This is a genomic window from Rhodococcus sp. LW-XY12 (assembly GCF_019317345.1).
GTDB lineage: Bacteria > Actinomycetota > Actinomycetes > Mycobacteriales > Mycobacteriaceae > Rhodococcus > Rhodococcus pyridinivorans.
The window spans coordinates 1,172,200-1,187,530 of the sequence record NZ_CP079225.1 but is presented as its reverse complement, the minus strand read 5'-3'; the positions used below and the strand labels follow the sequence as shown (position 1 = coordinate 1,187,530).

At 71.0% G+C, this 15,331-nt stretch carries 5 protein-coding genes and 1 pseudogene; 1 reads left to right on the top strand and 5 read right to left on the bottom strand.

Annotated elements, in window-relative coordinates; all coding sequences use genetic code 11:
* Positions 1–27: 27 nt before the first annotated feature.
* Positions 28–10,653: a non-ribosomal peptide synthetase gene (locus tag KXC42_RS05675; RefSeq protein WP_219130006.1), complete on the bottom strand. Its 10,626-nt coding sequence runs from the start codon at positions 10,651–10,653 to the stop codon at positions 28–30.
* Between the two features lie 137 nt (positions 10,654–10,790).
* Between KXC42_RS05675 and KXC42_RS05670 the strand changes: the two genes are divergently transcribed.
* Positions 10,791–11,666, top strand: coding sequence for a siderophore-interacting protein (locus KXC42_RS05670; protein ID WP_071934516.1), 876 nt, complete (start codon positions 10,791–10,793; stop codon positions 11,664–11,666).
* 85 nt (positions 11,667–11,751) lie between these two features.
* Here KXC42_RS05670 and KXC42_RS05665 read toward each other — a convergent pair.
* From KXC42_RS05665 to KXC42_RS05650, 4 genes and pseudogenes are all read right to left on the bottom strand, one after another.
* A pseudogene (locus KXC42_RS05665) lies at positions 11,752–11,853 on the bottom strand (aspartate 1-decarboxylase); the annotation flags it as partial.
* A gap of 33 nt (positions 11,854–11,886) precedes the next feature.
* Positions 11,887–12,573, bottom strand: coding sequence for an isochorismatase family protein (locus tag KXC42_RS05660; protein ID WP_071934515.1), 687 nt, complete (start codon positions 12,571–12,573; stop codon positions 11,887–11,889).
* 162 nt (positions 12,574–12,735) lie between these two features.
* Positions 12,736–14,031: a serine hydroxymethyltransferase gene (gene glyA, locus KXC42_RS05655; protein WP_071934514.1), complete on the bottom strand. Its 1,296-nt coding sequence runs from the start codon at positions 14,029–14,031 to the stop codon at positions 12,736–12,738.
* 95 nt (positions 14,032–14,126) lie between these two features.
* Positions 14,127–15,317, bottom strand: coding sequence for a hypothetical protein (locus KXC42_RS05650; protein ID WP_016691281.1), 1,191 nt, complete (start codon positions 15,315–15,317; stop codon positions 14,127–14,129).
* Positions 15,318–15,331 lie beyond the last annotated feature (14 nt).

The following is a 15,331-nucleotide window of genomic DNA, read 5'->3' as shown; positions in this document are numbered from 1 at the left end:
GACTAGCTAATGGTTAGGCTAACCATACTAGGCGCCCGAGGGGGTACTGAAACCTGCTCCCACCGGCGCGTTCATCGCCGTCGTCCAGGCCTCGGACAGCCCTCGGATCTCCTCGCAGGAAATTCGTCCGTCCGACCGCATCGTGGCTGTGAATATACGACCGCCCGCTTTCTCCTCGATCCGCACCGACAGCTCGAGGGCGCGCCCGCACGGGGTCCGCCGCTCCGTCGGCACCGTGTCGATCCGGACGAGAACGTCGGGCCGGGCCAGTGCCATGAAGGCCGGTGCGGCCTGGGCGTTGAGGTGCCGCAGCAGCGCGTAACCGGACCCGTCCCCGGGCACCGCGTCCACGGCGGCGGCCACACCGGTCGACACCGCGTCCGGATCGTCGGCGACGGGAACCCGCACGGGCACACCGACGGCGAACGGACCCACGGTCCGGGTGCAGTCCGGCTCGCCGTCGGAGAATTCACGTGCGTCGCGTTCGATCTCGACGAGCAAATGTGCCGGCGCGGCCTCGCGGACGCGTCCGACGGCGACTGCCAACGCGGTCACTGCCGCGACAGCGAGGTCCTGCCCACCGGACGGACCGGCGTTGACCTCGACTGCGGCGATCTCGACCGGATCGCCGACGGGGAGCACCGCGGTGCTCAGCGCGGCGCCCGGGGCGAGGACCTGCACCCAGTGCGCCAGTTCCCCGAGCAGCGCCGGGTCCTGCGCGCGCTCGTTGATGCGGGTCGCGAGTCCCTGCGCGGTGGCTGCGGGAACGGCAACCGGTCCCCCGGTGACCGCCGCAGCCAGGTCGGCGGCGAGCACGCCGACGGAGACACCGTCGGCGACGATCGGGTGGACCGCCACCACGAGTCGACCGGTCTGCCCGGTGGTCAGCCACACGGCCGAGAGCACCGGTCCGGCCTCGGGGTCGAGAGCCTCGGCGGCCTCGGTGCGGGCCTGCTGCTGCGCTGTTGCGAGGTCGGTGGTCTCGACGACCCGTACCGGTACCTCGTCGCCGGCGGGGTGGGTGTCGAGCGACCACAGCACCGAGGACACGCGGGTGAGCCGCATGCGCAGCGCATCGTGAGCGGCGACCACCGTGCGCACGGCACCCGTCGCCTTCTCCTCGTCCGCCGGGGTGTCGACGGCGAACACGAGTGCGGCTCCGGCCGGCTCTGCACCGATCTCTCGCAGTGCGTGCACGGCCGGCGGCACGGGCACCGGGCCCGGTTCCCGGTCGTCCACGGGGCCCGTCGGCTGTTCCTCCGTCTCGGCGAACTGCGCGACGGCGGCGAGACCGGCCGGGGTGCGCCACCGGAAGATCTCGCGCGGGCCGAATTCGATGCCCTTGCGGCGCGCGGCCGTGACGACCTGCATCGAGACGATGCTGTCGCCACCGAGCGCGAAGAAGTCGTCGTCCGGTCCGACGACGTCGAGACGCAGTGCCTCCTCGAACAATTCGCACAGTGTGGCCTCGGCGGGGGTCTCCGGGTCGCGGCGCGTCGTCGCGGTCGGTTGCGGATCGGGGAGTGCCCTGCGATCGAGTTTGCCGTTCGGTCCGAGCGGCAGTACCTCGAGCACGGTCACGGTCACCGGGACCATGTGATCGGGCAGGGAGGTCGCGGCGTGCGCGAGTAGATCGGCCGGTTCGACGGTGCGCCCGGACAGGGGCACCACGTAGCCGGCGAGCATGCCGTCGCGCACCACGACGGCGCTCTGCGCGACGTTCGGATGCGCGACCAGCGTCGCCTCGATCTCCCCGAGTTCGATGCGCAGGCCGCGGAGTTTGACCTGCCCGTCGGCGCGGCCGATGTAGTCGAGTTCGAGGCCCGCGCCCCGGTCGCGCCACCGCACGAGGTCGCCGGTGCGGTAGAGCCGCTCCCCCGCGTCGCTGTAGGGGTCGGCGACGAACCGGCCCGCCGTCAGGCCCGCGCGCCGGTGGTAGCCGCGGGCGAGCTGGACACCGCCGAGATACAACTCGCCGACGACGCCCGGCGCCACGGGCCGGAGCCGCTCGTCGAGGACGAGGGTGCGGGTGTTGTCGATCGGCCGTCCGATCGGGACCCACGGAATGTCCTGCGCCGGAATCGGTGCCGCGGTGACGTCGACGGCGGCCTCGGTGGGGCCGTAGAGGTTGTGCAGTTCGGCGTCGACGAGGGTGTGGAAGCGGTCGCGATGGTCGGCGGTCAGCGCCTCACCACTGCAGATCACCCGGGTCAGGCGCAGTGCCCGGTCCTGCTCGGCGGCGAGCACGTCGAGCAACGCCGCGAGCATCGACGGCACGAAGTGCGCCGTGGTGATCGACTGCCGGGCGATCACATCGCGCAGATAATGCGGGTCGCGGTGACCGTCGGCGGTCGCGACGACGAGCGTGGCGCCGGTGATCAGCGGCCAGAAGAACTCCCACACCGACACGTCGAATCCGGACGGGGTCTTCTGCAGCACCCGATCCTCGGCGGTGAGACCGTATTCGTCCTGCATCCACCGCAGCCGGTTGGCCACGGCGCGATGGCCGACGACGACACCCTTCGGGGTTCCGGTGGATCCGGAGGTGTAGAGCACGTACGCCGCGCAGTCGAGGGGCATCACAGTCGGTGCTGCGACCGGATCTGCGGGATCGGTTCCGACGGAACCGGATTCGTCGACCTCGAGCACCGGCACACCGGAGTCGAAGGTCATCGCCACACCGGCGGCCGCCACGACCGCGACGGGCTGCGCGTCGGAGAGCATGTACGCGAGTCGCTCGGCGGGATAGTTCTCGTCGAGCGGCAGATAGGCCGCACCGACGCGGTGGATCGCAAGGAGGGCGATCACGAGAGCGGTGCTGCGCGGAATCGCCACGGCCACGACGGCATCCATTCCTACTCCGGGAACGGCACGCAGATGCCCGGCCAGCGCGGCGACGGCACGGTCGAGTTCGGCGTAGGTCCACCGCCGTCCGGTGGCGTCGTCGACGAGCGCGAGGGCATCCGGTGTCGCAGCGACCTGCTGCGAGAACAGCTCGGGGACCGTGCGATCGGGACCGTCGTCTCGGACCGTGCCGATCTCCGCTGCCACCAATGCCTTCCGGTCGTCGACGGTGAGCACGCTCAACTGCGACAGCGAGGCGTCCGGATTCGCCGCGATCTCCGCCAGCAGAGCCGTGAGTCGCTGCACGAATCCGTCTACGGTGCCGCGGTCGAACAGGTCGGTCGCGTACTCGATGCGACCGCGGATCCCGCCGTCGTCGGTCTCGGCGAGGTCGAAGGTCAGGTCGAACTTCGACGTGCCGGTCTCGACGAAGACCGGTTCGGCGTCGAGTCCGGGCATGCGGATCTCGTCGAGGCGGTCGCGGTACTGCACCATGATCTGGAACAGCGGCTGGCGTGCGAGCGACCGTGCCGGGGCGAGTCGTTCGACGAGCACCTCGAACGGCAGGTCCTGGTGAGCATAGGCGTCGAGGTCCACCTCCCGGACCCGCGTGAGCAGGTCGCGGAGGGTGGGGTCGCCGGACAGATCGGTGCGCAGCACGAGCGTGTTGACGAAGAAGCCGACGATCCGGTCGAGGGCGGCGTCGGGGCGCCCCGCGACGGGAGTGCCGAGGACGATGTCGTCCCCGGCGCCGTGCGCGCGCAGCAGTACTGCGACGACGGCGTGGGTGAGCATGAACATCGTCGCGCCGGATTCGGCGGCGACGTCGGCGAGTGCTTCCCGGGTGCGCGGGTCGACGGTGAACGGGACCGCGCCGCCGCGGTAGCTGCTGACGGCACCGCGCGGCCGGTCGTGCGGCACGGCGAGTTCTTCGGGTGCGCCGTCGAGGACGCGTGCCCAGTACTCGGTCTGGACCTCACGCAGAGACTCTTCCCCGGTACCGAGACGTTCGTCCTGCCAGAGAGTGAAGTCCCGGTACTGCACCGGCAGCGGCGCAGGCGCGGGTGCCCCGGTGGTCAGGTGCGCGTACCAGGCGGACAGGTCGGCGACGAGCGGCGTGGCGGACCACTCGTCGGCGGCGATGTGGTGCACGAGCACCATCAGGTGCGCGTCGTCGGGAGCGGTGCGCACGAGCGTCGCGCGGATCGGCAGGTCGTGGGCGAGATCGAACGGGCGGCCCGCCTCCTCGGTGAGCAGCGCGTCGAGATCCGCCGGGGCGGTGTCGACGATCCGCAGGTCGACGGTGCAGTCCTCGGCGGGCAGCACCCGCTGGTAGCCGATCTGCTCGACGTCGCCCTCGTCCGGCTCGGTGAACACCGTGCGCAGCGTGTCGTGCCCGGCGATCAGGTGCTGCAGGGCACCCCGCAGAGCGTCGACCTCGAGCGCGCCGCGCAGCCGCATCGTGTACGGGATGTTGTAGGTCGCCGACGCGCCCTCGAGGCGGAAGAGGAACCACAGCCGGCGCTGCGCCGCCGACATCGGGACGAGATCGGCGTGGTCGCGGCGCACGAGTTCGGGTCCGACGGCGGTGGCCGGGACCGTCGCCACGAGTCGCGCGGGGGTGCGCAGATCGAAGATGTCGCGGATCGACGGGTTCCGGCCGGTGCGCATGCGCAGCGCCGCGGACAGACGTGTCGCGAGGAGCGAATTGCCGCCGAGGGCGAAGAAATCGTCGTCGGGGCCCACCTGGCGGACACCGAGGAGTTCGGCGAGCACCTCGCACACGGCGCGTTCGTCGTCGGTCGCCTCGCGCGTGCTGTGGCTCTGTGCAGGATCGGGCAGAGCCGCGCGGTCGACCTTACCGTTGGGCAGGGTCGGCATGGCGTCGAGCACGGCGAAGACCGCGGGAATCATGTAGTCCGGCACCACGGTCCGCAGATGGTCCTGCAGGTCGATGGCCGCCGGACGCGGCGCGGCCGGATCGGCGACGACGTAACCGACGAGCAGATCGGTCCCGGACGCCGACGGGCGCACGGTGACGAGGGCCGCGGTCACCGCCGGGTGCCGCAGCAATGTGGCTTCGACCTCGCCGGGTTCGATGCGGAAACCGCGCAGGCTCAGCTGGTGGTCGGCGCGCGAGACGAACTCGAGTTCTCCGGAGGCGTTGCGCCGCACCAGGTCCCCGGTGCGGAAGAGCCGGGTGCCGCTGCCGGTGGGGTCGGCGACGAACCGCGCCGCGGTCAGGTCCGGGCGGCCGAGATAGCCGCGGGCGGACTGCACTCCCCCGACGTAGAGTTCGCCGGTCACCCCGTCCGGGACGGGACGCAGGTGCCGGTCGAGGATGCGTGCGGTCACGCCGTCGACGGGGGCACCGATGCGGACGCGGTCGACGTCGGAGCCCGGCGCCGTCCAGGTCGTGACGTCGCCGGCGACCTCCGATGAACCGTACGAGTTGATCACCCGTGCGCCCGGCAGTGCCGCGATCACGCTCGTGCCGAGGGGTTCTCCGCTGAGGAACCACGTGTCGACGAGTTCCGCGGCCTCGGGGCGCAGGGCGGCGAGGGTCTCGGCGAGGCTCGGCACCGCGGTGAGCATCCGGACGCGGTGCCGGGCGACGAGATCGGCGAGGGTCTCGGCGTCACGGGAGGCCGCGTCGTCGGCGAGGACCATCGTCGCACCGGAGAGCAGACCGGCGAACAGTTCGGTGGATCCGTCGATGAAGCTCAGCGAGCTCTTGGCCAGGCGCACGTCGTCGCCGGCCGGGCGGACGCGTGCCGCCTGCCAGACCAGCCGGTTCGCCAGCGCCGCAGCGGTTCCGACGACCCCCTTGGGCACACCCGTCGAACCGGAGGTGTAGACGACGTACGATCCGTCCTCCGGATGCAGCGGGCGGCTGCGGTCGAGGTCGGTGATCGGTGCGTCCGAGTAGCCTTGCGCCGCTTCGGCCAGTGCGGCGAGGGTCAGCTCCGGTGCCTCTCCGGGCACGGCGCCGTCCGTATCGACGAGCACGAGATCGGGTGCGGCGTCGGTGAGCATGAACTCGATGCGTGCCGGCGGGTACGACAGGTCGACGGGCAGGTAGGCGGCACCGGCGACGACGACGGCGGCCAGGGCCACCACGGCGGCGTCGGAGCGTGCCGCCGCGACCGCGACGACACTGCCGGGCCCGACACCCCGTTCGGCGAGCGCGCGAGCCGAACGGTGCACGCGCGCCCCGAATTCCCGATAGCTCGACGTCTCGGTGCCGAACACGAGCGCCGGGTGATCCGGGCGGGCGGCGAAGGCCGCCGCGAGCAGGTCCGGCAGCAGCTGCGTGGTGGCGGGCACCGTCGCGGCGGTGTCGGCGGCGCGCTCTTCGTCGGTGCGCACGTCGATCGATGAGAGGTGTCGCGGTTCGGGGTCGGCGAAGGCCGCGAGCACCGACAGCAGACGCTGCCCGAGGGTCCGTACGCTCGTACGGTCGTAGAGGTCCTCGGCGTACTCGAAGCGGATCGACAGGCCGTCGGCCGCGTCGACGAAGTCGACGGTGAGATCGAACTTCGACGTGCCGGTGGACAGATACGACACGGTCGCGGTGGTGTCGCCGATCTGCGGGACGACCGGTTCGGTGCGGTACTGCACCACCGTCTGGAAGAGCGGGTGCCGCGCGAGCGACGGGGTGACACCGACGGCGTCGACCACCTCGTCGAAGGGCACCTCCTGGTGGGCCAGGGCGGCGAGGTCGGCGCGCCGTACGCGTGTCAGGATCTCGGCGGTGTCGGGATCGCCGGACAGATCGGTGCGCAGGGCGATGGTGTCGACGAAGAAGCCGACGATGTCCTCGAGTCCGCTGTCGGCGCGACCCGCGACGGGCGCGCCGAGCACGATGTCGTCGCCCGCACCGAGCGCGGTGAACAGGACGGCCACGGCGGCGTGGGTGAGCATGAACATGCTCGTCCCGGAACGGGCACACGTATCCCGAAGGGCCGCAGACAGTTCCGAATCCACCTGCACGTGCACCTCGCCACCGCGGTGGTTCGGCACCGCGGGTCGCGGACGGTCGTGTGGCAGGGCGAGTTCCTCCGGTGCTCCGGCAAGAGTGGAGCACCAGAACGCGAGGTCGCGGTTGCGGAGCGCGGCGGCGGCGGGGTCGTCGGCGAGACCGCGCTGCCACACCGCGAAGTCCGCGTATTGGGGACGCGGCGCGTCGTCGGGCACACGACCCGCCGAGAGATCGGCGTAGGCGGCGGCGAGGTCGGCGAAGACCGTCTCGGCCGACCACTCGTCGCCGGCGATGTGGTGCACGACGAGCAGCAGCACCGCGTCATCCGGTGCGCGTCGCACGAGATGCGCACGGAACGGACGGTCTTGTCCGAGGTCGAAGGATGCCCGCGCGGCCGCGTCGAGAAGTGCCGTGGCATTCCCGTCGCGCGCCTCCGCGACCTGCAGGACCGTCGACGGCGTGTCGGTGACGACCTGCACGGGCTCACCGTCGACGACGTCGACGACGGTGCGCAGCACCTCGTGCCGGGCGACGACGTGCACCAGCGCACGGTCGAGCAGGCCGGCGTCGAGCCGGCCGCGCAGTTCGAGGGCGAAGGGGATGTTGTAGGTCGGCGACGGTCCCTGGGCACGGTCGAGGAACCACAGGCGCTGCTGGGCCGACGACAGCGGGATCCGCGCCGTTCGCGGTCCTGCGACGAAGCGGGGACGTGCCGGGCTCGCGCCGTCGACCACCACGGCCAATTCGGCCACGGTGGGAGCGTCGAAGACGTCGCGCAGCGACACCTCGACGTCCAGCGCCGAGCGGATCCGGGCGACGAGACGGGTGGCGGACAGCGACGTTCCGCCGAGGGTGAAGAAGTCGGCGTCGACACCGACGGCCGGGAGTCCGAGCAGGTCGGCGAAGACACCGGCGAGGGTGTGTTCGGTGGCGGTCTCGGGATCGCGACCGGTGTCGGGGGCGCCGATCTCCGGGGTGGGCAGTGCCTTGCGGTCGACCTTGAGGTTCGCGGTGAGCGGGAACTCGTCGAGCACGACCGTCAGCGACGGCACCATGTACTCGGGCAGACGTGTGCGGAGGAAGTCGTGCAGTGCTGCGGTGTCGACGTCGGTGCCGGTCACGTAGCCCACGAGGCGGGCCGCACCGGTGGCGTCGGGCCGGGCGACCACGACGGCCTGCGCCACGCCGGCGAATTGCGCTGCGGCGGTCTCGATCTCACCGAGTTCGATGCGGTGTCCGCGGACCTTGACCTGGTCGTCGCCGCGTCCGAGATACTGCAGGGTGCCGTCGGCGGTCCAGCGCACGAGATCGCCCGTGCGGTACATCCGGCCGGCGCCGAAGGGATCGGCGACGAAGCGGGCCGCGGTGAGGTCGGGGCGGCCGCGGTAGCCGCGCGCGAGCTGCTGCCCCACGACGTACAGCTCACCGGCCGCGCCGACCGGCACGGGCTGCAACTGCCGGTCGAGCACGCGCACACCGGTTCCCGGATAGGGGCGGCCCACCGACCCGGTCCACGGCAGATCCGGCGCGACCGGAGCGGAGGTGCACCACACCGTCGCCTCGGTGGGGCCGTACATGTTGGCGACCGAACACGCTCGCGCAGCGAGGGTTCCGGCCAGGACGGCGGGCAGGCCCTCGCCGCCCACAAGCACGCCCGTACCGGCGAGATCCAGACCGTCGTGTTCGACGATCGCGCCCCACAGCGACGGGGTGGCCTGGATGCAGTCCACCGACTCGGTGGCGGCGAGCGCGGCGAGGGCTGCCGGATCGCGCGCCTCGTCGTCGCCCGCGAGCACGACGGCCCCGCCGCGGCACAGCGGCACGATCAGTTCGAGCACCGAGATGTCGAACGACAGGGTGGTCAGGGCGAGAAGCCGAGTGTGCGTGCCGATTCCGGCGAGATCGGTCGCGGCGTCGACGAAGCGGGCGAGTGCGCCGCGCGAGAGCACGACACCCTTCGGCCGGCCGGTCGAACCCGAGGTGTAGATGACATATGCCGACTGGTCGGGCACAACTCGCTCGGAAGGCGTGGTGCCGACGGGGACGTCGCCGCGCCAGTGCAGGACGCCGTCACGGAAGACCGCCGTGGCGTCCGGGGTCGATGCGCCGAGACGGTCGGCGAAGTCGTCGGTGGTGAGCAGGATCGCCGGTCGCGCGTCGTCGAGCATGTACTCGAGTCGCTCGGCGGGGAAGGCGGGATCGAGCGGCAGGTACGCCGCGCCCGTCCGCAGCACGGCGAGGAGCGCGACCACCATGTCGGCGGTGCGTGGCAGGGCGAGCGCGACCGTCACCTCGCACCGCGCACCAGCCCGTGCGAGTTCGCCTGCGACGGCATCGATGCGCGCGTCGAGCTCGGCGTAGGTGAGACGGTCGGCGCCGGCGACGAGCGCGGGTGCGGCACCGGCGGCGGCCACCTGCGCGTCGAACAGATCCATCGCGTCGGGCGCGACAGACTCGGATACGACTCCGTGCCAACGGGATTCGAGATCGGCGCGGAAATCCGGGTTCAGCAGGTCGGCATGGGCGAGAGGACGTTCGTCCGCGTCCTCCCGGGCGGCGAAGGTGAGCAGTCGCGCGATGGCCGCGGCGTGACCGGCGACCTCGTCGGCGGTGTACCGGTCGGCGTCGGCGTCGAGGGTCAGTTCGAGTGCGCGGGTGCTGTCGACACGACGGGCGACCACCGCGAGGTCGTGGACGGGACCGCGCGCGAGCGAGTGCACGGTGGCGGTCGCGTCGCCGAATCGCACGGTGTCGCCGAACGGCTTGATGTTGACCGTCGGGCCCACCGGACCGGGACTGGTCGCGGGCAGACGCAGGTCGCGGTGGATGTCCTCGCCCCGGTAGCGACTGTGGCGTCCCTGCGCAGCGACGGTGGCGCGCACGTCGGCGGCGAGCGCCGCGAGACTCGCCTCCGGAGCGACCTCGATGCGGAGGGGCACGACATTGACGGCGGTGGTGAGCACCTTCGCGGCGACGCTGCCCATCCGGTTCATGGCCGGGAAGCCGAGCACCACGTCGCGGACCGCGGTGACCCGGCCGAGATAGGCGGCGGTCGCGGCGGTGACGAGGTCGGGCCAGCCCACCCCGGCGCGGCGTGCCGCTACGTCGAGCGCCTCGGCGACGTCCCCGGGGACCTGCACCGATTCGGTGACCACCGCGCGGGCGAGCGAGGACGCGGCCGGCACCGCGGTCTCCGCGAGGCCGAGCGCGTCGGGTGCACCATGCAGCGTCTCGGTCCAGAAGTCGCGGTCGGCGACGATGCGCTCGCCGCTGCGGTACTCCTCGTCCTCGGCGACGACCTGCTCGACGGAGCCGAAGGTCGCGGGCGGGACGTCCTCGCCGCGCACGAGTGCGGTGTACACGACGACGATGCGGCGTTCGACCAGGCTGTAGCCGTAGACATCGAGCAAGGCGTGGTGGGCGCGCAGGAACAGCAGGACACGGTCCGGTCCGAGGACGAACACCCGGGCGCCGATGCCGGCTTCGGCCGTCGGATCCATCGGCACGCGCAGGATCGCGCGCATCGTGTCGACGGCCGTCCGCCGCGGATCGGCGTCGGCGGTGAGGTCGGTGACCTCGATCTCCGGCGACGGATGGGCACCGGGGAACTGGACGGGCACCTCGTCGACGACGGCGATCCGGGCGCGCAGTCCGGCGGATTCGTCGAAGACCGTGTGGACGGCGCGGGCGAGCACGTCCGGATCCATGGCGCCGTCGATCTCGAGGAAGTGCCCGGTGACGAGTGTCGCGTTCGAGGGGTCGATCGTCTGCGCGAACCACATTCCCGCCTGGGCAGCGGTCAACGGCAGAGGCACGATCGATTCCACGGGTACTCCTCGGCATTCCTGGACCCGCCCCCTCGGATCCGCCCCTCCGTCCGGATATAGTTAGGGCCGCCTAACCATACCAGCAGCGACGCGCCCGCCCGAATTGTCCGGCCGGTCCCGTCCGGAAGGAGCTCACCATGCCGGTGACGACGCCCCCGACCCGCGTCTCCCTGCCCATCGTCCTGCGGCGCCTGACCGTACTCCGCGCGGTGGACGTGACACCGCGGATGCGTCGGATCACCCTGGGCGGCGAGCAGCTCGGTGCCTTCCGCAGCGGCGACTACGATGCCCCGGCGTTCACCACCGAGGGTGCCGACGACTACGTCAAGATCTTCCTGCCCGAACCCGGCAGCGAGACCCCTGTCCTGCCCGAACAGCACGACGGGCACCTGCACTGGCCCCGCAAGCCCGCACCCGTGGCCCGCGCCTACACGGTGCGTCGCTTCGATCCCGTGGCCGGGGAGCTCGATCTGGACTTCGTCCTGCACGGACACGGCCCCGCCGGTAACTGGGCCCGCACCGCCGAACCCGGCAGCGTGCTCCACCTCGCGGGACCCAAGGTCGCGATCATCCCGCCGCAGGGCGCCGACTGGTGGCTGCTCGCCGGCGACGAGACCGCACTACCCGCACTGGGGCGCTTCGTCGAGACCTACGGTGGCACGGTGCCGATGCACGTCTTCGCGCTGGTCGACGGTCCGCAGGAGGAACAGTCCGATCTCGCAGGCGTGAGGTGGGTGCACCGTCGTCCCGGAGTCTCCGACGCCACCGTGCTCGCCGAGGCCGTCGAGTCGGGTGCGCCGCGCGGCGGTGAGGGCTGGATGTGGATCGCCGGCGAGGCATCGATCGTGAAGGAACTGCGCGCCGTGTCGAAGCGACTCGGCATCGCCAAGCCGATGCTCGACGCGTCGGGCTACTGGCGCAGCCCCGAGTCCGATCGTCCGCTGGCCCGCCTGCGGCTGCTGCGCGAGCAGGCCGTCGAGACGCTCGAGGCGCGTCGTCGCGGCACCACCTAGACGATTCCTGTGTGCTCTGTTTCGGTGTTCTCGACCGCGCCTGGCGACGTCGAGAGCACCGAAATCGCTTCCCGCGTCAGCGCGGTGAGAGTTGGTCGCGGTCGATCGTCACCGATCCGACGTAGTGCAGATCCGCGTGGGTGACGGTCGCGCGATGGATCTTGCCGGACAGAAGAATTCGCTGCATGTGCTGAAGTTCCCGATTCTCGGACCGTGTCGGTCAGCGCAGCGATGCGGTGAGTTCTTCGGTCTCGCGGTCGCGGCGACGCGCTGACGCGGTAATCGACTCGATCAGCGCGTCCGTGGTCTCGACCCGGCCGACCCGCTTGGCGACGTACTGGAGCGCCATGAGGTGCTCGTCGCGGGAGAAATCGGCGGTGGCGTCGAGGGCCATGAACGGCGCGACGTCGCTCATGAAGGCGTCGGCGGCGCTGAGCATGCAGCCCATGTGCGCGTAGACGCCGGTGACGATGAGCTGGTCGCGGCCGTTGTGCGCGAGCAGCTGACGGAAGTCGGTGCGCTGGAACGCCGAGTAGCGCCACTTGGTGACCTGGATGTCGTCCGGGCCGGGGGTGAGTTCGTCGATGACCTCGGTGTCGCGGCCCGTGCTCAGCCCCACGCCCCAGAAGTCGGCGAGGATGCCGCGACGCGACGGATGCTGGTCGCCGGGCTGCATCGTGTAGACGACGGGGATACCGGCGGCCAGGCACGCCTCGCGGAGGCGGACGATGTTGGGCACCACGGTCGCGAGCGGTTCGGCGTCGCGCTGGTAGGCGTCGATGAAGTACTTCTGCATGTCGTGGATCAGCAGGGCGCAGCGGGACGCGTCGAGCGTCCAGTCCACCCGAGCATCGGGAATCTCGTCGCCGGTGGGCAACTCGTACGGATCGATGCTCGGGATGGCCATGCGACTTCCTTCTGCTGTTCGGGGGTACGCGTGCGGGCACCGACAGTGTCGGCGTGCGTAGGCTACCCTAACCAACCCTGCGGTGGGATGTCTCGTCCCCCGGATACGCGACCGGCCCGCACCGGAGTTCGGTGCGGGCCGGTCGGCGACAGTAGGAAGCCGTCAGATCAGACGCCAGTCCTCGAGACCCTCGTACAGCGGCACGGACTGCGCCAGGGCGCTCACGCGGGTGCGCAGCGACTCGGCGTCGGCGCCACCGATGAGCGTCTGCGCGATGATCTCGGCGACCTCGGTGAACTGCTCGTCGCCGAAACCGCGGGTCGCGAGCGCCGGGGTGCCGATGCGCAGACCCGAGGTGACCATCGGGGGACGCGGGTCGAACGGCACGGCGTTGCGGTTGACGGTGATGCCGACCTCGTGGAGGGCGTCCTCACCCTGCTGGCCGTCGAGCTGCGAGTTGCGCAGGTCGACCAGGACCAGGTGCACGTCGGTGCCGCCGGTGAGCACCGAGATGCCCTTGTCGGCGACGTCGGACTGCGACAGGCGATCGGCGATGATCCGGGCACCGGAGAGGGTGCGCTGCTGACGGTCCTTGAACTCGTCGCTCGCGGCGATCTTCAGTGCAACGGCCTTCGCGGCGATCGCGTGCATGAGCGGGCCGCCCTGCTGGCCGGGGAAGACGGCCGAGTTGATCTTCTTCGCCCATTCCTGCTTGGCGAGGATCAGGCCGGAACGCGGGCCACCGAGCGTCTTGTGCACGGTGGTGGAGACGACGTCGGCGTACGGCACCGGCGACGGGTGCAGACCCGCGGCGACCAGACCGGCGAAGTGCGCCATGTCGACCCACAGGTAGGCACCGACCTCGTCGGCGATGGAGCGGAAGGCGGCGAAGTCCTCGTGACGCGGGTAGGCGGACCAGCCGGCGACGATGACCTTCGGCTTCTCGCGCAGGGCGATGTCGCGGACCTCGTCCATGTCGATGCGGTGGTCGTCCTTGCTGACCCCGTAGGACGCGACGTCGTACAGCTTGCCGGAGAAGTTGAGCTTCATGCCGTGCGTGAGGTGGCCGCCGTGCGCGAGGTCGAGACCGAGCAGCTTCTCGCCGGGCGTCATCAGCGCCATGAGCACCGCCGCGTTCGCCTGCGCACCCGAGTGCGGCTGGACGTTCGCGAAATCGGCGCCGAAGAGCTCCTTGGCGCGGTTACGGGCGAGGTCCTCGACGACGTCGACGTTCTCGCAGCCGCCGTAGTAGCGACGGCCGGGGTAACCCTCGGCGTACTTGTTGGTCAGGACGCTGCCCTGGGCCTGGAGGACGGCGCGCGGCACGAAGTTCTCCGACGCGATCATCTCGAGCGTGTCGCGCTGACGCGACAGCTCGCCGGCCATGGCCTCGGCGACCTCGGGATCGAGGTCGTTCAGTGCGGCAGTGTTCACGTCGGCGCCGGGCGCAGCGGTCATCGAGGTTTCTCCAAGCAGAGGGCGTCAGGGATACGACCTCCAGTCTACGAAGGCCGTCCACCGCTGCGGAAGCCGGTCCCCGAGCAACCTGCGGTTCACCGCAGGCTGCTGGGCACCAGGGGTTCGTCGAGCAGGCGCCGGAAACGGTCGGCGCGCTCGGCTCCGGCCGGAACCTGCTCGAGCCAGCCGCCGAGGAGCCGGTAGCCCTCGACGTAGGTGCTGATGTAGGCACGCCACAACGGCGACGACAGAAAGCGCAGCGACTGCCGGGCACGTTCGGGGCTCGACAGCGACCAGCGCTGCAGGAATTCGACGACCTCGTCGTGGCTGCGCCCGCGGTCGTGGAGCAGCAGCGCGGCGTCCTGCCGCACCGACAGCAACTGCTCGGACGCCTCGGACAGTTGTTCGGCGAGTTCGCCGTCGAACCGGAGCCCGAGATCGGCGTAGATCTCCTGCGCCCACGTCCCCCAGCCCGGGCCGACGATCGCGTCGAGTGCGAGATCGGCGAGCCCTTCGGCCATGAGGCACTGCGGGGTGTTGACGAGGAACAGCGTCTGCTCGGCCTGACCGCCGGCGACGAGACCGGCCTCCTTGCGGCAGTGCTCGGTGTGGTGACCGGGATACGCCTCGTGCGCGATCAGCCGGGGCAGGTGCGCCATCGTCTGTTCGAGATCGGAGTTGATCGCGACCCGCGACCGGTAGTCGCCGAGGTAGTAGTTGAAGCCCGACCACGGCTTGTCGCCGACGACCTCGTACTCGACACGCTCGGTGTCGGGCAGCGGGTGGACCGCCCGCACCTTCTCCCGCAGAGCGCTCGAGAACGCCTCGACGCATTCGGCGAGACGATCGGCGGGGATCACCTCGGACTTGCGGTGGGCCTGCATCCGTTCGGTGAGCGATCCGGTGCCGGGCAGCAAAGCGTCGAGGCGACGGTGCGCGTCGCGGTAGGCGTCCTCGTCGCCGGGCTCGATGCGGACGTCGAAGTACGCCTCGACCTCGTCGACGAAACCGATCTCCTCCCCCGCGAACTTGCGGGCCGAGCAGTCGAGGGCGCGCAGATGCACGTCGAGGAAACGGGTGCGCTCGTCGGACAGTCCCGCACCGGGCAGTTCGTCCCGCAGCCGTCGCGCGGTGTGTGATAGATCACGGGGATCGGGAGTCGGGGCGTTCTCGACCTTCCGCCGCAGCGCGGGATCGCCCGTGTAGGCGTCGACGAACCCTTCCTCGAGCCGGTCGAAAGCCAGGCCCAGCAGCAGATATTCGTTCACGAAGTCGTCGGCTCCCATACCGGCCGAGCCTA

Excerpts from the sequence above, each read along its gene's own strand:
- KXC42_RS05650 (WP_016691281.1), bottom strand. The coding sequence starts at position 15,317 with ATGGGAGCCGACGACTTCGTGAACGAATATCTGCTGCTGGGCCTGGCT.
- KXC42_RS05670 (WP_071934516.1), top strand. The coding sequence starts at position 10,791 with ATGCCGGTGACGACGCCCCCGACCCGCGTCTCCCTGCCCATCGTCCTG.
- KXC42_RS05660 (WP_071934515.1), bottom strand. The coding sequence starts at position 12,573 with ATGGCCATCCCGAGCATCGATCCGTACGAGTTGCCCACCGGCGACGAG.
- glyA (WP_071934514.1), bottom strand. The coding sequence starts at position 14,031 with ATGACCGCTGCGCCCGGCGCCGACGTGAACACTGCCGCACTGAACGAC.